We start from the raw sequence: 17,486 nt of genomic DNA, 5'->3' as shown, positions 1-17,486 counted from the left end.
CTGCGGGACTGACCCCGAAGTCTGGTGGTGGACCGAGGACTCGAACTTCAGGGTCAGTCCCTGAAGGGACGGACCCTAACCCCGGTTTTGTCCGAGGCAGTGAAGTACCCCACGACAACTGCTACAATCCGAACGGCCGCGCAAAGCGGCCGCAGTCATTTTCCACGAGCAGATCGAGTACATGTACCTAAAGCGCCTCACCGCGTGCGCCCTGGCCGCAGCCCTGCTGGCCGGCTGCGCCACCACCGGCACGACACCATCCACGCCCACTGCCGGCACGCCGCCCGGTGCCGGCACAGGGAACACGCCGGCCACGCCCCTGCCGCCCGTGATTCCTCCCGCGGTGACCGACTCCACCGCGAACGTCACGCCGATGCCGGTGCCGCAGCGCAAGGTGCGGATCGGCCTGGCGCTGGGGGGCGGCGCGGCGCGCGGCTTTGCCCATATTGGCGTCATCAAGGCGCTGGAAGCCAATGGCATCCATCCGGACATCGTCGTCGGCACCAGTGCCGGCAGCGTCGTCGGCGCCCTGTACGCGGCCGGCAACAACGCCGGCACCTTGCAGAAGATGGCGTACGACATGGACGAGGCATCCATCTCCGACTGGGCGCTGCCGCTGTTCGGCACCAAGTCCGGCGTCCTGAAGGGCGAGGCGCTGCAAAGCTACATCAACAAGGCCGTCAGGAACCGCCCCATCGAGAAGCTCAAGCTGCCGTTCGGCGCCGTCGCCGCCGACCTGAAGACAGGCCAGCCGATCCTGTTTACGCGCGGGAATACCGGCATGGCCGTGCGCGCCAGCTCCGCGGTGCCCGGCGTGTTCCAGCCGGTGACGATCGGCACCCGCACCTACGTCGACGGCGGCCTGGTCGCGCCCGTGCCCGTGCGCTTCGCCAAGGAAATGGGGGCGGACTTCATCATTGCCGTCAACATCTCCACGCAGACGGAAGCACAGGCCGCCGTGTCGTCGCTGGAAGTGATCATGCAGACGTTCTCCATCATGGGCCAGCGCATCAACCAGTACGAGTTGCGCGATGCGGACGTCGTGATCCAGCCGCCGCTGGGCAATATGGCCAGCAACGACTTCGCCAGCCGCGCGCGGGCGATGAGCGCGGGCGAGAAGTCCACGCTCGCCGCGATGGCCCAGATCAAGCAGAAACTGAAGGCGCGGCGCGAGGCGCCGGCCGTTGCCGCCCAATAACGCGGTCCGACAGCTTTTTTCACCACGAGGAACACCATGCAATCGAAGCCGTACCTGACCCTTGCCGACGTCAAGAAGATCGCCGCCGCCGCGGAAGCCGAAGCGCTGGCCAACAACTGGGCCGTGTCCATCGCCATCGTCGACGACGGCGGCCACCTGCTGTGGCAGCAGCGCCTGGACGGCGCCGCGCCGCTGACGTCGTACATCGCACCCGCCAAGGCAAAGACGTCCGCACTGGGCCGGCGCGAGTCGCGCGTGTACGAAGAGATCATCAACAACGGCCGCGTCGCGTTCCTGTCGGCGCCGGAAGTGGAAGGGCTGCTGGAAGGCGGCGTCAACATCGTGGTGGACGGCCACACGATCGGCGCCGTGGGCGTCTCCGGCGTCAAGTCCATCGAGGACGCGCAGATCGCCAAGGCCGGTATCGCCGCGCTGGGCTGAGCTGCTCCGACACCATATGGAATGGCCAAGAATCGGGGGCTGCCTTCGATTTTTGGCCATTTTTTTTACCGCGCCGTGGCGAAATTGCAAAAAAGATTAGTCAAGCGGGCAATATTTTTGCGTCATACCCAGTGCTGCGGGTAGACTCCTTGGCTTTCCAATTCCCGGATCTGCCATGCAAGCAACTCTCTTCCGTACCGCGTTCGCGGCCGCGCTGCTGTGCGCCGGCGCCGCCAGCGCCGGCACCATCGATACCCATGCCTTCACGCTCGACAGTGAGGGCGAAGCCGATATCGTACTGCTCGGCGACAGCGCCAACCGCGTCACCTTCGCGCTGGCAGGCGTGACGCGCGACCTGCACAGCAGCGTCGACTCGACCGGCGTACCGTCCGCCTCCGCCGACAGTCCCGTGCAGGCCGGCTACGGCTTCGGCGTCAAGCAGGGCTACCGCATCACCGGACTGACGATCAGCGGCACGTTCAGCGGCCTGCTGGCGCCGGCGGATGGCGGCGCGGCGGGCAACGACATCGGCCTGTCATTCGTGGCCTGGCCGCCGGGCCAGCTGCCGCTGTGGTCCAACTACGCCCGCGCCGTCGACCTCGACGGCGAACGCGCATTCTCCGTCACGCTGGGCGCTGCGGCACTGCAGGGCGATTTCCTGCTGGGGCTGCTCGGCAGCGCCACGACCAGTGCCGACAGTGCGCTGTTCCAGGATGACGCCGGCAACGACAGCTGGCTGGGCTCGTCAGCCCAGGTGCGTGCCGGCAATCTCGTGCTGACGGTCGACGTCGCCGCCGTGCCGGAGCCGCAAACCTGGCTGATGTTGCTCACTGGCATCGGCGCCGTGGGGATGTGCCGCCGTCGGGTGTCGGCAGCGCGCAACGCAAGTCAGCCATAACGCCATCGTCGCGCTTAACCAGCAGTAATGAGCGCTGCCACGGCGGATGCCGGTGCTACACTGGTCAAACGCTCACCAGGATCACGGAGGAAGGCATGAAAGCGACAATGGCGGGGCTGACGCTCGGGTTGGCCTTGATCGGTACGGCCGCGCACGCGGAGCCCATTCACATCGAATCGGCGGCGCTGGTGTTCGACAACCAGCCGTCGTACGCGGACGACCGCGTCAGCGTGCTGGCCAGCAGCGCGGACGTGCTGCAGCTGTCGCTGACCGAAATGATCAACCGCAACAGCAGCGGCGGGGCCGGCTGGTCCGTCTATGACGACCAGGGCAGCTTCGCGCAGACGTCCAACCGTTACGACTCGGGCTACCAGCTGACCGTGCGCGAAGGCTACCGCATCACGTCGATCGAATGGAACCTGACGTTCGACGGCCAGTTGCAGCAGGCCGTGTCGCCTTTCGACCCGCCGGGCCAGGCGCGCAATGACACGCTGAACGGCATGCAGCTGACCAGCGGCGGCGCCACGCTGCTGGCGGACAGTGCCGCGCTGCGTGACCTGAACGGCTCGCAGCAGGTCCAGGTGACGTTCAACGATATCGGCTTCGCCAACCAGTATGGCTTGCAGTTGCAGTCGGAGATCTGGATGGGCGCGCAGGGCATTCCGCCCAACGGCATCCTGCCCGGCATTCCGTCGTTCGCCTCGCTGAACCTGACGGGTGCTACCCTGACGATCCGCACGGAGGTGTCGCCCGTGCCGGAGCCCGCCACGTATGCCATGCTGTTGGGGGGCCTCGCCCTGGTCGGCGGACTGGCACGGCGCCGGCGCTGAGCTTCGAGGAACCCATGAAAACGGAGCGGCTTGCCGCTCCGTTTTCGTTGGTGCTTGTCGATGTCCCGTTGCCGCTGTCAAGCCGTCTCAGGTAGGGATCGGTGAGGAGGATGGCGACGGCCCACCACGATCGGCAGAATACGTGTCGGTAATCGACAGCGGACGGCAGGTCCGCCTTATCGCGTCATCGACTGGGGAGGGCATCATGAAACAACTTGCACGCGGCCTGTTGCTTGGCGCGCTGATCTGGGGCACATCCACGGCCCATGCGGCCACGACGATCGAAACGACCGGCTTCAGCCTGGCCTGGACGGAAAGCTCCGCCCATCCGCTGGACATGCAACTGCTGTCCGATACGGACGGGCTGGTGCGGATCGCCATGTCCGTTGGCGCCTTGGGCGAGCGCTGGGACACGAACACCCATGGCGACGGCGGCATCGGCAACGCGGCCGATCACCTCCTGACGGCCATCGTCCTGCAAGGCTACCGCATCACCTCGATGACGCTGAGCGCCGTCGTCAACGGTTCCATGTACCTGGAAACGCGCGGCTGCAATATGTGCGAGACTACGCCGGGCACGACCGCCAACAGCTCGACGCTGAACTGGTCGATCCTGCGCGGCGGCGAGCATGCCGTGCTTCCCACCGCTTACGCCAGCCAGGTCGACGGTACGCTAGCCATCTCGTCGACGGCCCACATGCCGCTGGAGGGCCCGTTCCTGCTCGCCCTTGGCGCGGAAAATACCGTCGCGGCCAGCAGTTCGGTTCAGCTCGTCTGGGACGGTTGGGATTGGCAGCAGTACACGCTGCAGGCCACCGCTGCCGTGGATCTGTCGGATGTGGTGTTGAGCGTGCAGGTCACACCGGTGCCGGAGCCGTCGACCTATGCCATGCTGCTGGCCGGCCTCGGCATGGTGGCGTGGACGGCGCGCCGGCGTGCAGCCTGAGAAGGCCGGCTTACAAAAGGCTACATATTTACAAATATTCAACGAAGGTTTTCTCCGGATGAGCTCGCTACACTGCGTGCCTCGACAACTCATCCGGAGTCACCATGCAATTGCTGTCCCGCGCCGTGTGCGCCGCTGCCATCTGCCTTTCCGCCGCTTCCGCGCAGGCGTTCGAACCGCTGATCGAGACGACCGGCTTCACGCTGGGAACGAATGCGTCCAGCCCCATCCCGGGCATCGCGCTGCTCGGCCAGACGGCCACGTCGGCCACGTTCTCGCTGTACGGCATTACGGAAGGCTTCCCGCTGTCCGTCGATTCCAGCTACCAGCAATACGCCAGCGACTACCTGTTCTGGCAGAACGAGTACGACATCGGCGTCAAGGCCGGCTACAAGATCACGGGCATCACGGTGACGGGCTCCTTCCACGGCGCGCTGGTGCCCGCCGAGTGGACGATGCCGGGCGTGGCAGGCAATGAGCTGGGCTTCGGCTTCGGCACTTATCACACGGAGCATCCGCTCGAGTCGAATTGGGCGACGACGAAAAACCTGGACGGGCGCAAGGATTTCGCGCTGACCCTGGGTAAGACCGCGCTGGAAGGGGAGTTCACGCTGTCGTTCAACGGCCGCAACGAGGTGACGGCGGAAAGCGTGTGGTACCTGGACGAATGGACCAACGAGCAGTATTGGCTGGGTTCGTCGGCCAGTGCCGGCCTGGGCGAATTGACGATGACCGTCTACATCGCGGCGGTACCGGAGCCGCAGACCTGGGCCATGCTGCTGGGCGGCCTGGCACTGGCCGGCGCAATGGCGCGCCGGCGGCGGCAGGCTTCGTAAGGTGTTGGCGCCGGGTTAGCGCTGGCGCCTGCGCGCGGCCACGCCCAGCAGGCCCAGCCCGCCCAGCAGCATGGCATAGGTGCCGGGTTCGGGTACCGGGGCGACCTGCACGGTCAGGATCATGTCGCCAAACCCGAGCGATGCGCGGCTCGGCACGTAGGAGATATCGCCAAGGCGGTCCTCGACGCCGGCACTCGCAAACGCCACGCCATAGGTGCCGACCGCCAGCTCGAACTCGCCCGTCAGCGGCTGGTTCGCCGTCAGCGAGTAGGAATACGTGCCCTGCGCATCGTCGAGACGCCACAGGGTCGGCCCGGTCGCCGTGCCGTTCCGCAGCACCGACATGTCGACGGTGGCCTGGTTGGCGGCCGTGCCGCGCGCGCAGGCGAGTTGCGCGCTGCCGCACTGGCTGTCCAGTGCCGCCGTTTCCAGGGCGCCGGTGACGGTGCCAGCGAGCGTCATCGACGTGATGCGATAGCCGGCGGTGACGCTGGCTTGCAGCAGGCCGCCGCCGATGTCCCACTCGGTCTGCGGCAGTTCGTCGGCCGCGACCACCCACGCCGGGTTGATTTGCGGTTGCCAGCCGTGCACGGCGATGCGCACCTCGCCACCGACGGCCGACAGGATGGTCATGTCGAACGGGTAGAGGGTGTCGACGTGGGCGAGGCGAAAGCCGTCGGCCTCGATCGTGGTGGCTGCGTGCGCAGCCGATACCGCCAGCAGGGCAACGCCCAGCAGCGCTTGCTTCAGTGTCATTCGGTTCTCCGGTGGGTGCACGGCAGGGGTGCGGCCTTCCCGGCGGCCGTGACGGCGGGATGGTTGTCAAGATAACACCTCGACAGCCGTCCATTTCTATCGAATTGTCACGATCGCAACATTAAAATCGTGCGCCGGCCGTTAGCGCAACGCCGGAGCCGGGTAGCGAGTGCCGAGGCAAGCCGGCGCGGGGCGGCGGTGCCATCGCCAACATCGGCACGCATTGCCGAAACACCTCCTTTGAGTTACAATTCAAAGGTTTAGCCAATTCATATCCGTCGTAGCGCCTACCTCTTCCATCCATTCTCATCTGACCCCAAGCCAGGCATCGCCCGGCTCATTTTTTATGTGGGTCGTCTGACGTGGCGCTGCTACGGTAACTTTACAGGAGTTGCCCTTGCCGCCGTTTTTTTCAGGCCCAGCCGTTCCAGCCATCCTGGCTCTTGCCGACGGAACCATCTTCAAAGGTATTTCGATCGGTGCCACCGGTCACACGACGGGCGAAGTCGTGTTCAATACCTCGATCACCGGTTACCAGGAAATCCTGACCGATCCCAGCTATTCCCGCCAGATCGTCACCCTGACCTATCCGCACATCGGCAACTACGGCATCAATGCCGAAGACGTCGAAGCCACCAAAGTCCACGCCGCCGGCCTCATCATCCGTGACCTGCCGCTGCTGGCATCGAATTTCCGCTCTACCCAGTCGCTGGCCGACTACCTGAAAGCCGAGAACGTCGTGGCGATCGCCGGCATCGATACCCGCAAGCTGACGCGCCTGCTGCGCGAAAAAGGCGCGCAGGCCGGTGCCATCCTGACCGGTACGCTGGGCAACGAGCCGTCCGTGCAGCAGGCCGTCGAGCTGGCCCGTTCGTTCCCCGGCCTGGCCGGCATGGACCTGGCCAAGGTCGTGACGACCAAGGCGCCGTACGAATTCACGGAAACCGAATGGCAACTGGGCGAGGGCTACGGCAAGGTCGAGAACCCGCGTTTCCACGTCGTCGCATTCGACTACGGCGTCAAGCGCAACATCCTGCGCATGCTGGCCTCGCGCGGCTGCAAGGTGACGGTGCTGCCGGCCCAGTCGACGGCTGCCGATGCGCTGGCGCTGAACCCGGACGGCATCTTCCTGGCCAACGGTCCCGGCGACCCGGAACCGTGCGACTACGCGATCAAGGCGACGCGCGAGCTGATGGACAAGAAGATCCCGACCTTCGGCATCTGCCTGGGCCACCAGATCATGGCGCTGGCGTCCGGCGCGAAGACCCTGAAGATGAAGTTCGGCCACCATGGCGCCAACCACCCGGTGCAGGACCTCGATTCGAAGCAGGTCCTGATCACGTCGCAGAACCACGGCTTCGCCGTCGACGCGGCGACCCTGCCGGAGAATTGCCGCGTGACGCACGTGTCGCTGTTCGACGGTTCGCTGCAGGGCTTCGCCCGCACCGACACGCCGGCGTTCTGCTTCCAGGGCCACCCGGAAGCGTCGCCCGGCCCGACCGACGTCTCGTACCTGTTTGACCGCTTCATCTCGATGATGGAAGCCGCGGAGAAGAAATAAAAATGCCAAAACGTTTAGACATCAAAAGCATCCTGATTATCGGCTCCGGCCCGATCGTGATCGGCCAGGCCTGCGAATTCGACTACTCCGGCGCCCAGGCCTGCAAGGCCCTGCGCGAAGAGGGCTATAAAGTCATCCTCGTCAACAGCAATCCGGCCACGATCATGACGGACCCGGAAATGGCCGACGTCACGTACATCGAGCCGATCACGTGGCAGGTGGTGGAACGCATCCTGGACAAGGAACGTCCGGATGCGATCCTGCCGACGATGGGCGGCCAGACCGCGCTGAACTGCGCGCTGGACCTGGACCGCCACGGCATCCTGGACAAGTACAACGTCGAACTGATCGGCGCCACGCCGGAAGCGATCGACAAGGCCGAGGACCGCGCCAAGTTCAAGGACGCGATGACGAAGATCGGCCTGGGCTCGGCCCGTTCCGGCATCGCCCACTCGATGGACGAAGCGTGGTCCGTGCAGCGCGAGCTGGGCTTCCCGACCATCATCCGGCCGTCGTTCACGATGGGCGGCTCGGGCGGCGGCATCGCCTACAACGAGGAAGAGTTCGAGCAGATCTGCAAGCGCGGCCTGGAAGCGTCGCCCACGTCCGAGCTGCTGATCGAAGAGTCGCTGCTGGGCTGGAAAGAGTACGAGATGGAAGTAGTGCGCGACAAGGCGGACAACTGCATCATCATCTGCTCGATCGAGAACCTGGACCCGATGGGCGTGCACACGGGCGACTCGATCACCGTGGCGCCGGCGCAGACCCTGACGGACAAGGAATACCAGATCATGCGCAACGCGTCGCTCGCGGTGCTGCGCGAGATCGGCGTGGATACGGGCGGCTCGAACGTCCAGTTCTCGATCAACCCGAAGGACGGCCGCATGATCGTCATCGAGATGAACCCGCGCGTGTCGCGTTCGTCCGCGCTGGCCTCGAAGGCAACCGGCTTCCCGATCGCGAAGGTGGCGGCCAAGCTGGCTGTCGGCTTCACGCTCGACGAGCTGCGCAACGAGATCACGGGCGGCGCCACGCCGGCGTCGTTCGAGCCGTCGATCGACTACGTCGTCACCAAGATCCCGCGCTTCGCGTTCGAGAAGTTCCCGACCGCGGACGACCACTTGACCACGCAGATGAAATCCGTCGGTGAAGTGATGGCGATGGGCCGCACGTTCCAGGAATCGTTCCAGAAAGCCTTGCGCGGCCTGGAAGTGGGCGTGGACGGCATGAACCAGAAGACGGTCGACCGCGAGAAGATCGAAGAGGAACTGGGCGAGCCGGGTCCGGAGCGCATCTGGTACGTGGGCGACGCGTTCGCCCAGGGCTTCACGCTGGAAGAAGTGCACAACCTGACCAAGATCGATCCGTGGTTCCTCGTGCAGATCAAGGAGATCGTCGACCTGGAACTGTGGCTCGACACCCAGAAGCTGGACAACCTGGACAAGAACACGCTGTACCGCCTGAAGCAGAAGGGCTTCTCGGACCGCCGCCTGGCCTACCTGCTGCAGACCACGGACACCGCGGTGCGCACCCGTCGCCGCGAGCTGGGCATCCGTCCGGTCTACAAGCGCGTCGACACGTGCGCGGCCGAATTCGCGACCAACACGGCCTACATGTACTCCACGTATGACGAGGAGTGCGAGTCGAATCCGACCGACAAGAAGAAGATCATGGTGCTGGGCGGCGGTCCGAACCGCATTGGCCAGGGCATCGAGTTCGACTACTGCTGCGTGCACGCGGCGCTGGCGATGCGCGAGGATGGCTACGAGACCATCATGGTCAACTGCAATCCCGAGACCGTATCGACCGACTACGACACGTCCGACCGCCTGTACTTCGAGTCGCTGACGCTGGAAGACGTGCTCGAAATCGTCGAGCTGGAAAAGCCGGTCGGCGTGATCGTGCAGTACGGCGGCCAGACCCCGCTGAAGCTGGCGCTGGACCTGGAGAAGAACGGCGTGCCGATCGTCGGCACGTCGCCGGACATGATCGACGCGGCCGAAGACCGCGAGCGCTTCCAGAAGCTGCTGCACGACCTGAACCTGCGCCAGCCGCCGAACCGCACCGCGCGCACGGAAGAAGAGGCACTGCGCCTGGCCCAGGAGATCGGCTATCCGCTGGTGGTGCGTCCTTCCTACGTGCTGGGCGGCCGCGCGATGGAGATCGTGCACGAGCAGCGCGACCTGGAACGCTACATGCGCGAAGCGGTCAAGGTGTCGAACGATTCGCCGGTGCTGCTGGACCGCTTCCTGAACGACGCGATCGAGTGCGACGTGGACTGCATCTCCGATGGCGAGACCACGTTCATCGGCGGCGTGATGGAACACATCGAGCAGGCCGGCGTGCACTCGGGCGACTCGGCGTGCTCGCTGCCGCCGTATTCGCTGGCGCAGGACACGATCGATGAGCTGAAGCGCCAGACCGCGCTGATGGCCAAGGGCCTGAACGTGGTCGGCCTGATGAACGTGCAGTTCGCGATCCAGAAGCAGGAGATCGACGGCAAGGAGCAGGACGTCGTGTTCGTGCTCGAAGTGAACCCGCGCGCGTCGCGCACGGTGCCGTTCGTCTCCAAGGCCACGGGCCTGCAGCTGGCCAAGATCGCGGCGCGCTGCATGGTCGGCCAGACGCTGGCGGCGCAGGGCGTCACGCAGGAAGTGGTGCCGCCTTACTACAGCGTCAAGGAAGCCGTGTTCCCGTTCGTGAAGTTCCCCGGCGTCGACACGATCCTGGGACCGGAGATGAAATCGACGGGCGAGGTGATGGGTGTGGGCCAGACGTTTGCCGAGGCGTTCGTCAAGGCGCAGCTGGGCGCGGGCGTCAAGCTGCCGAAATCGGGCAAGGTGTTCCTGTCGGTGAAGGGCTCGGACAAGCCGCGCGCCGTGAAGGTGGCACGCGACCTGGTCGAAGCGGGCTTCACGCTGGTGGCGACCAAGGGCACCGCGGCGGTGATCGCGGCGGCGGGCATTCCCGTCACGCCGGTCAACAAGGTCGTCGAGGGCCGGCCGCACGTGGTCGACATGATCAAGAACCACGAGATCGCCCTGGTCATCAACACGGTGGAAGAGAAGCGCAGTGCCATCGTCGACTCGCGTACAATCCGCACGTCGTCCCTGCAGTCGCGCGTGACGACGTTTACGACGATCGCCGGCGCGGAAGCCGCCGTCGCCGGCATCCGCCACCTGGACGAGTTGCAGGTGTACGATTTACAAGGCCTGCATAAAACACTACACTAAGGCCCTAACGTAGTTGGCTGCACCCAAATAGCAGGACCCAAGCAGAGCCCGCGCCATTGGCCCGGGCTCTGTGCTTTTTTCAATTCACCAAGAGAAGAAACATGAATTCTGTTCCACTGACCAAGTACGGCGCCGAGCTGCTGAAGGAAGAGCTGCACCAGCTGAAGACTAAGGAACGCCGCATCGTCATCGATGCGATCGCCGAAGCGCGGTCGCACGGCGACCTGTCGGAAAACGCGGAATACGACGCGGCCAAGGAGCGCCAGGCGTTCGTCGAAGGCCGTATCGCGGAACTGGAAGGCAAGCTGTCGTCCGCGCAGATCATCGACCCGGCCACCCTGGACGCGGACGGCCGCGTGGTGTTCGGCGCCACCGTCGACCTGGAAGACCTGGAGTCGGGCCAGAAGGTCAGCTACCAGATCGTCGGCACCGACGAAGCCGACATTAAGCTGAACAAGGTCTCCGTCACGTCGCCGATCGCCCGAGCGCTGATCGGCAAGTCGGGCGGCGACGTCGTCGAAGTGCAGGCGCCGTCCGGCCCGCGCGAGTACGAAATCCTCGAAGTACGCTACGTCTGATGCTGGCGAAAGTGCGGCTGCTGGTCGCGGTGATCTGGGCCGGCAGCCTGTGGACGGTCGGCTACCTGGTCGCGCCGACCTTGTTCGCCACGTTGTCCGACCGCGTGCTGGCCGGCACGATCGCCGGCAGCATGTTCCATATGGAGGCGCTGCTGTCGCTGGGCTGCGCGGTGGCGTTGCTGGTGCTGCTGAAAGTGGGGACGGATGGCTGGACGGCGCAGCGCCGTCGCACGGTGCTGGCGTTGATCGCCGCGATGGCGCTGTGCACGGTCGTCAGCCATTTCGGCCTGCAGCCGATGATGGCGGAACTGAAGGCGGCGGCCGGTCCCGACGGCGTGATGGCTTCCGCCGGCAAGGAGCGCTTCGGCATGCTGCACGGCATTTCCAGCATACTCTACCTGGTGCAGAGCGTGCTGGCGGGCTGGCTGGTCCTGAAGCAGTGAAAACCGGTGACTGTCACCCATTTCCGTGCCGGAAATAGGTGACAGTCACCCCTGCTAACACTGCCGGCGCCTGGCGAAAAAAAAGCGGGCAGTGCCCGCTTGGTCCGGAACTGGCTGCGTCAGCCCAGGATGGTTTTCTTGGTGCTGGTCTGGCGCTTCTTGGCGCGCTTGATGGTGCCGCCTTCGGTAACGCGCTCGTTGCCTTTCAGCATGACCTTGCTGACGGTCGGCTTCTTGGTGCCGGACGCGCTGGGCTTGACGATGGTGACCATGCGCATGCCCTTGCCGGCCTTGACGGCACGCGCTTTTTCCACTTCCTTCTTCGGACGGTACAGGACGAGCAGCTTGCCGATGTGCTGCACGGGAGCGGCTTCCAGCTCGGCGCAGATGCGTTCGTACATTTCGATGCGGGCTTCGCGGTCGTCGCCGAAGACGCGCACCTTGATCAGGCCATGCGAATCGAGGCCCAGGTCGATTTCCTTCATTACGGCTTCCGTCAGGCCGGCTTCCCCAATGAGGACGATAGGCTTGAGCGCGTGGGCTTCGGCGCGCAGGGCGCTGCGCTCAACGGGTGTCAGTGTCAACATATAAATTTCTAGTGGTTCTCTTAAAAGCAGTATTCTACGCGAATGGCAAAGAACAAATTAAACAAAAACTGGTTGCACGACCATATTAACGATCCGTACGTGAAGGCCGCCCAGAAGGATGGCTACCGCGCCCGTGCCGCCTACAAGCTCAAGGAGATCGACGAGGATGAAAAGCTGATCAAGCCGGGCCAGGTCATCGTCGACCTCGGCTGCACGCCGGGCAGCTGGGGCCAGTACGCCCGGCGCAAGCTTGCGGGCAAGGAGGGTGGCGGCATCAACGGCACCATCATCGGCCTGGACATCCTGCCGATGGAACCGATCGCGGACATGCACTTCCTGCAGGGCGACTTCCGCGAGCAGGAAGTGCTGGAGCGGCTGGCTGGAGTGTTGCAGGGACGCAAAGCGGACCTGGTGCTGTCAGACATGGCGCCCAACCTGTCGGGCATCGCCACGGCGGATGCGGCGCGCATGGAAGACCTGATCGACCTGGCCATTGAGTTTTCGCAAATGCACCTGAAACCGGGTGGCGCATTGTTGGTGAAGTGTTTCAAGGACATGGGTTTCTCCCAGATCGTCGAGAAGTTCCGGCATGAATTCAAGACCGTCGCGCAGAAGAAGCCGAAGGCGAGCCGCGATAAATCGTCCGAAATCTTCCTGCTGGGGCGGGGCTTGAAACATCCCGCAGAAAAAAGCCAGGTTTTGCCCGAACGGCCCTTGTAATCGGGCGGGCACCCGCACATCGAAGCGGACGAGCTTCGTCCGCGGCCGTAGCGAGCGGCCCGGATGGCGCGTTCAAGCGACAGAAGCGACCAATCCGGCGCGGTGGTCGGGCGTCCCATTGGGCAGGTTTGTAGCACGGCCTGCGCATTGCGAGTAAAATCGGAATTCTGCTACAGGTAACAGGTGCGCGAGCATCCAAGGAGTTTTCGTGAATAACATGTTTTCCAAATCCGCCATCTGGGTTGTTGTCGCCCTGCTGTTATTTATGCTGTTCAAGCAATTTGACAGCCACAGCATCTCCGGCGGCAGCAAGACCATCGCGTACTCCGACCTGCTCGACGAGATCAAGGCGAAGCGCATCAAGGATCTGGTCATTGAAGGCAACAGCATTACGGCGACGAAGACCGACGATACGCGCGTGCGTACGACGTCGACCTACCTCGACCGCGGCCTGATCGGCGACCTGCGCGAGAACGGCGTGCGCTTCGACGTGCGTCCGCCGGAAGAACCGTCGTTCCTGCAGCAGGTCTTCGTGTCCTGGTTCCCGATGCTGCTCTTGATCGGTGTGTGGATCTTCTTCATGCGCCAGATGCAGGGCGGCGGCAAGGGCGGGGCATTCTCGTTCGGCAAGTCGAAGGCTCGCATGCTGGACGAAACGAACAATACCGTCACGTTTGCCGACGTGGCCGGCTGCGACGAATCAAAGGAAGAAGTCTCCGAAATCGTGGACTTCTTGAAAGACCCGACCAAGTTCCAGAAATTGGGCGGCCGCATTCCCCGCGGCGTGCTGATGGTCGGTCCTCCGGGTACCGGTAAGACCCTGCTGGCCCGTGCCATTGCCGGCGAAGCGAAAGTGCCGTTCTTCTCCATTTCCGGCTCCGACTTCGTCGAGATGTTCGTCGGTGTAGGCGCGTCCCGCGTGCGCGACATGTTCGAGAACGCGAAAAAGCATTCGCCGTGCATCATCTTCATCGACGAGATCGACGCCGTCGGCCGCCACCGTGGCGCCGGCATGGGCGGCGGCAACGACGAGCGCGAACAGACGCTGAACCAGCTGCTGGTCGAGATGGACGGGTTCGATGTATCGTCCGGCGTCATCGTCATCGCGGCAACCAACCGTGCGGACGTGCTGGACAAGGCGCTGCTGCGTCCGGGCCGTTTCGACCGCCAGGTCTCCGTGGGCCTGCCGGACATCCGCGGCCGCGAGCAGATCCTGAACGTGCACATGCGTAAAGTACCGATCGGCACCGACGTCAAGGCCGACATCCTGGCCCGCGGCACGCCAGGCTTCTCCGGCGCCGACCTGGCCAACCTGGTCAACGAAGCCGCGCTGTTCGCGGCGCGCCGCAGCAAGCGCCTGGTGGACATGCAGGACTTCGAGGATGCCAAGGACAAGATCTTCATGGGTCCTGAGCGCAAGTCGATGGTGATCCGCGAGGAAGAACGCCGCAACACGGCTTACCACGAGTCGGGCCACGCTGTCGTTGCCAAGCTGCTGCCGAAGGCCGATCCGGTGCACAAGGTCACGATCATGCCGCGCGGCTGGGCCCTGGGCCTGACGTGGCAGTTGCCGGAGCACGACAAGATTTCCGGCTACAAGGACAAGATGCTGGAAGAGATCTCGATCCTGTTCGGCGGCCGCATCGCCGAGGAAATCTTCGTGGGCCAGATGTCCACCGGCGCCTCGAACGACTTCTCCCGTGCCACCAAGCTGGCCCGCTCGATGGTGACGCGCTTCGGCATGTCCGACTCGCTGGGCGTGATGGTGTACGAGGACGAGCAGAACGAAGGCTTCCTGGGCGGTTCCAACAAGACCATCTCGGAAGCGACGCAGCAGAAGGTCGACGCGGAAATCCGCAAAATCCTCGACACGCAGTACGCCCTGGCGCGCAAGCTGCTGGAAGAGAACCGCGACAAGGTCGAGATGATGACGAAGGCCCTGCTGGACTGGGAAACGATCGATGCCGACCAGATCAACGACATCATGGCCGGCCATGAGCCCCGTCCGCCGAAAGCGGGCGTGACCCTGCGCAAGAAGCCAAGCGACGACGGCCCGACCGCGTCGCCGAACGTCACCGCTCCGGCCTAAGGCCCGCAGCATGGCGTGACCGAAAGGGTGAGGAGCGATCCTCGCCCTTTTTGTTTGGCGCGGCGTTGCCAAAGCATCGCGCCGTCATCCTCATTCGAATACCGTATGCCGCATTTCCCGTTTGGCCGTTTCAATTTGCCGCGCGAGCGCACGCTCGTCATGGGCATTCTCAACGTCACCCCTGACTCCTTTTCGGACGGCGGGCAGTTCGCCGCGCTCGACTTCGCGATTTCCCATGCGGAGCAGATGATCCGCGACGGCGTCGACATCATCGACGTGGGCGGCGAGTCGACCCGTCCGGGCGCACCGGCCGTGCCGCTGGAAGAAGAGCTGCGCCGGGTACTGCCCGTGCTGTTCGCGCTGCGCGATTGCGGCAGGGCGATCTCCGTCGACACGTACAAGCCCGAGCTGATGCGCGAGGCGGTGCTGGCAGGCGTGGACATGATCAACGACGTCAATGCGTTCCGCGCGCCAGGCGCCATCGAGGCCGTGCGCGACAGCGACTGTGCACTGTGCCTCATGCATATGCTTGACAAACCTGCAACAATGCAGGATAAACCTGCTTACGCCGACGTGGTGCGGGAGGTGACGGCATTCCTGCGCGAGCGCATCGACGTGCTGACATCCGCCGGCATTGACCGGCGTCGCCTGTGGATCGATCCGGGCTTTGGCTTTGGCAAGACGGTCGAGCATAATTATGCTTTGCTGAAGGCAGGCCGCCAGATGGTGGCCGAGCTTGGCGTGCCATTGCTGGCGGGCCTGTCGCGCAAGTCCATGATCGGTGCCGTGACCGGCAAGCCGGTCGAACAGCGCCTGGCGGGCAGCCTCGGCGGCGCACTGGCCGCGGTGGCGCACGGCGCCGGCATTGTGCGGGTGCACGACGTGGCCGAAACGGTCGATGCCCTGAAAGTGTGGTACGCGGCCCAATGAAACAGCGGGAGCGCCGGGCAGGGCCCGGGTTCCCTTAACGAGTAAAGAGAGCAGACTATGGCACGCAAATATTTCGGAACCGATGGTGTCCGTGGACTCGTCGGCGAAGCGCCGATCACGCCGGATTTCGTCATGCGGCTGGGTTATGCCGCCGGCAAGGTGCTGGCGAAGACGGCGAGCCCCGGCATGGCGCGCCCAACCGTCCTGATCGGCAAGGACACCCGCATCTCCGGCTATATGCTGGAAGCGGCGCTGGAGGCGGGCTTTGCCGCTGCCGGCGTCGATGTCATGCTGGCCGGCCCGATGCCGACCCCGGCGATCGCCTACCTGACGCGCGCGCTGCGCCTGTCCGCCGGCGTCGTCATCTCGGCATCGCACAATCCGTTCCAGGACAACGGCATCAAGTTCTTCTCCGAGCGTGGCACGAAGCTGCCGGACGCCGTCGAGCTCGACATTGAAGCGCAGATCGACGTGCCGATGGAATGCGTGCCGTCTGAGAAGCTGGGCCGCGCCAAGCGCCTGGAAGACGCCCAGGGCCGGTACATCGAATTTTGCAAGAGCACCTTCCCGAACGAACTGGACCTGCGCGGCCTGAAGATCGTTGTCGACAGCGCCCACGGTGCCGCCTACAACATCGCGCCGCACGTGTTCCACGAGCTGGGTGCCGAGGTGATCCCGATCGGCAACAAGCCGGACGGCTTCAACATCAACGACGGTCACGGCGCCACGGCCCCGAAAGCCATGGCGGCCGCGGTACTGGCACATGACGCCGACCTGGGCATCGCGCTGGACGGCGACGCCGACCGCCTGATCATGTGCGACGCCAACGGCCGCCTGTACAACGGCGACGAGCTGCTGTACGTGATGGTCATGGACCGCCTGGCGACGGGCGAAGTGAAGGGCGCCGTCGGCACCCTGATGACGAACATGGCGCTGGAAGTGGCATTCAAGGAAAAAGGCATCGGCTTCGCGCGCGCCAAGGTGGGCGACCGCTACGTGCTGGAAGTGATGCAGGAGAAGGGCTGGATCCTGGGCGGCGAGGGCAGCGGCCACCTGCTGGCGCTGGACAAGCACACCACGGGCGACGGCATCGTCTCGGCCCTGCAGGTGCTGTCGGCGCTCAAGCGTGCCGGCAAGACGCTGGCGCAGATCGCGGGCGAGCTGGAACTGTTCCCCCAGACGCTCATCAACGTGCGCGTCCCGGCCGGCTTCGACTGGCAGAAGAATCCCGCGATGGTGGCCGAGAAGGAAGCGGTCGAGCGCGAGCTGGGCGACACGGGCCGCGTGCTGATCCGTGCCTCCGGCACGGAGCCCCTGATCCGCGTGATGGTCGAAGCCAAGGATGCAACACGCGCGCAGACGCTGGCCCGCCGCATTGCCGACAAGGTCGAGGTCCCGCTGGCCGCCTGAGCGCGGCGCCTGCCAGGCAGGCGCGACTGC

At 64.6% G+C, this 17,486-nt stretch carries 16 protein-coding genes; 14 read left to right on the top strand and 2 right to left on the bottom strand.

All coding sequences use genetic code 11. The features are described from left to right. Positions 1-181 precede the first annotated feature (181 nt). The 6 genes from PX653_RS10820 (at position 182) to PX653_RS10795 (ending at position 5,149) form a co-directional block, all read left to right on the top strand. Complete coding sequence (locus tag PX653_RS10820; protein WP_371876442.1) at positions 182-1,198, top strand: patatin-like phospholipase family protein; 1,017 nt, start codon at positions 182-184, stop codon at positions 1,196-1,198. Between the two features lie 36 nt (positions 1,199-1,234). Further along, positions 1,235-1,639: a GlcG/HbpS family heme-binding protein gene (locus PX653_RS10815; RefSeq protein WP_277417884.1), complete on the top strand. Its 405-nt coding sequence runs from the start codon at positions 1,235-1,237 to the stop codon at positions 1,637-1,639. 175 nt (positions 1,640-1,814) lie between these two features. Continuing rightward, positions 1,815-2,537, top strand: coding sequence for a PEP-CTERM sorting domain-containing protein (locus PX653_RS10810; protein ID WP_277417883.1), 723 nt, complete (start codon positions 1,815-1,817; stop codon positions 2,535-2,537). 95 nt (positions 2,538-2,632) lie between these two features. Beyond that, positions 2,633-3,367, top strand: a complete 735-nt coding sequence (locus tag PX653_RS10805) for a PEPxxWA-CTERM sorting domain-containing protein (RefSeq protein WP_277417882.1) — start codon at positions 2,633-2,635, stop codon at positions 3,365-3,367. A 205-nt stretch (positions 3,368-3,572) separates the two neighbouring features. After that, positions 3,573-4,313 (top strand): PEP-CTERM sorting domain-containing protein, encoded by a 741-nt coding sequence (locus tag PX653_RS10800; RefSeq protein WP_277417881.1) that lies wholly within the window; start codon positions 3,573-3,575, stop codon positions 4,311-4,313. A gap of 104 nt (positions 4,314-4,417) precedes the next feature. Then, positions 4,418-5,149, top strand: coding sequence for a PEPxxWA-CTERM sorting domain-containing protein (locus tag PX653_RS10795; RefSeq protein ID WP_277417880.1), 732 nt, complete (start codon positions 4,418-4,420; stop codon positions 5,147-5,149). Between the two features lie 15 nt (positions 5,150-5,164). Here the strand turns inward: PX653_RS10795 and PX653_RS10790 are convergent, their stop codons facing one another. After that, positions 5,165-5,905, bottom strand: a complete 741-nt coding sequence (locus PX653_RS10790; protein ID WP_277417879.1) for a PEP-CTERM sorting domain-containing protein — start codon at positions 5,903-5,905, stop codon at positions 5,165-5,167. A gap of 397 nt (positions 5,906-6,302) precedes the next feature. Here PX653_RS10790 and carA point away from each other — a divergent pair, with 397 nt between their 5' ends. From carA to PX653_RS10770, 4 genes are all read left to right on the top strand, one after another. Further along, entirely contained in the window at positions 6,303-7,466 is a 1,164-nt protein-coding gene (gene carA / locus PX653_RS10785; RefSeq protein ID WP_277417878.1) for a glutamine-hydrolyzing carbamoyl-phosphate synthase small subunit, read from the top strand. A gap of 2 nt (positions 7,467-7,468) precedes the next feature. Then, positions 7,469-10,699 carry a carbamoyl-phosphate synthase large subunit gene (gene carB / locus PX653_RS10780; RefSeq protein ID WP_277417877.1) on the top strand — a complete coding sequence of 1,077 codons (3,231 nt, stop codon included), beginning with the start codon at positions 7,469-7,471 and terminating at the stop codon, positions 10,697-10,699. A 101-nt stretch (positions 10,700-10,800) separates the two neighbouring features. Then, positions 10,801-11,277, top strand: a complete 477-nt coding sequence (greA, locus tag PX653_RS10775; RefSeq protein WP_107141710.1) for a transcription elongation factor GreA — start codon at positions 10,801-10,803, stop codon at positions 11,275-11,277. Next, positions 11,277-11,720 carry a DUF4149 domain-containing protein gene (locus PX653_RS10770; RefSeq protein WP_277417876.1) on the top strand — a complete coding sequence of 148 codons (444 nt, stop codon included), beginning with the start codon at positions 11,277-11,279 and terminating at the stop codon, positions 11,718-11,720. Before greA ends, PX653_RS10770 begins: the two co-directional genes overlap by 1 nt. 119 nt (positions 11,721-11,839) lie before the next feature. Here PX653_RS10770 and yhbY read toward each other — a convergent pair whose 3' ends face one another. Beyond that, entirely contained in the window at positions 11,840-12,307 is a 468-nt protein-coding gene (yhbY, locus tag PX653_RS10765) for a ribosome assembly RNA-binding protein YhbY (protein WP_277417875.1), read from the bottom strand. Between the two features lie 42 nt (positions 12,308-12,349). On the opposite strand from yhbY, the gene PX653_RS10760 reads away from it, so the two are divergent. From PX653_RS10760 to glmM, 4 genes are all read left to right on the top strand, one after another. After that, positions 12,350-13,027 carry an RlmE family RNA methyltransferase gene (locus PX653_RS10760; RefSeq protein WP_277417874.1) on the top strand — a complete coding sequence of 226 codons (678 nt, stop codon included), beginning with the start codon at positions 12,350-12,352 and terminating at the stop codon, positions 13,025-13,027. Positions 13,028-13,235: 208 nt separating this feature from the next. After that, positions 13,236-15,116, top strand: coding sequence for an ATP-dependent zinc metalloprotease FtsH (gene ftsH, locus PX653_RS10755; RefSeq protein ID WP_277417873.1), 1,881 nt, complete (start codon positions 13,236-13,238; stop codon positions 15,114-15,116). A gap of 105 nt (positions 15,117-15,221) precedes the next feature. Then, positions 15,222-16,046: a dihydropteroate synthase gene (gene folP / locus PX653_RS10750; RefSeq protein ID WP_277417872.1), complete on the top strand. Its 825-nt coding sequence runs from the start codon at positions 15,222-15,224 to the stop codon at positions 16,044-16,046. A 57-nt stretch (positions 16,047-16,103) separates the two neighbouring features. Beyond that, complete coding sequence (gene glmM, locus PX653_RS10745) at positions 16,104-17,456, top strand: phosphoglucosamine mutase (protein ID WP_277417871.1); 1,353 nt, start codon at positions 16,104-16,106, stop codon at positions 17,454-17,456. Positions 17,457-17,486 lie beyond the last annotated feature (30 nt).

The sequence above is a fragment of the Pseudoduganella chitinolytica genome (assembly GCF_029028125.1).
Lineage (GTDB): Bacteria > Pseudomonadota > Gammaproteobacteria > Burkholderiales > Burkholderiaceae_D > Rugamonas > Rugamonas chitinolytica.
Note: the sequence above shows the minus strand (reverse complement) of the source record. Positions and strands in the feature narration are given on the sequence as shown.

Coding starts and splice junctions, on each gene's coding strand:
- PX653_RS10820 (WP_371876442.1), top strand. CDS start 182: ATGTACCTAAAGCGCCTCACCGCGTGCGCCCTGGCCGCAGCCCTGCTG.
- PX653_RS10815 (WP_277417884.1), top strand. CDS start 1,235: ATGCAATCGAAGCCGTACCTGACCCTTGCCGACGTCAAGAAGATCGCC.
- PX653_RS10810 (WP_277417883.1), top strand. CDS start 1,815: ATGCAAGCAACTCTCTTCCGTACCGCGTTCGCGGCCGCGCTGCTGTGC.
- PX653_RS10805 (WP_277417882.1), top strand. CDS start 2,633: ATGAAAGCGACAATGGCGGGGCTGACGCTCGGGTTGGCCTTGATCGGT.
- PX653_RS10800 (WP_277417881.1), top strand. CDS start 3,573: ATGAAACAACTTGCACGCGGCCTGTTGCTTGGCGCGCTGATCTGGGGC.
- PX653_RS10795 (WP_277417880.1), top strand. CDS start 4,418: ATGCAATTGCTGTCCCGCGCCGTGTGCGCCGCTGCCATCTGCCTTTCC.
- PX653_RS10790 (WP_277417879.1), bottom strand. CDS start 5,905: ATGACACTGAAGCAAGCGCTGCTGGGCGTTGCCCTGCTGGCGGTATCG.
- carB (WP_277417877.1), top strand. CDS start 7,469: ATGCCAAAACGTTTAGACATCAAAAGCATCCTGATTATCGGCTCCGGC.
- greA (WP_107141710.1), top strand. CDS start 10,801: ATGAATTCTGTTCCACTGACCAAGTACGGCGCCGAGCTGCTGAAGGAA.
- PX653_RS10770 (WP_277417876.1), top strand. CDS start 11,277: ATGCTGGCGAAAGTGCGGCTGCTGGTCGCGGTGATCTGGGCCGGCAGC.
- yhbY (WP_277417875.1), bottom strand. CDS start 12,307: ATGTTGACACTGACACCCGTTGAGCGCAGCGCCCTGCGCGCCGAAGCC.
- PX653_RS10760 (WP_277417874.1), top strand. CDS start 12,350: ATGGCAAAGAACAAATTAAACAAAAACTGGTTGCACGACCATATTAAC.
- folP (WP_277417872.1), top strand. CDS start 15,222: ATGCCGCATTTCCCGTTTGGCCGTTTCAATTTGCCGCGCGAGCGCACG.
- glmM (WP_277417871.1), top strand. CDS start 16,104: ATGGCACGCAAATATTTCGGAACCGATGGTGTCCGTGGACTCGTCGGC.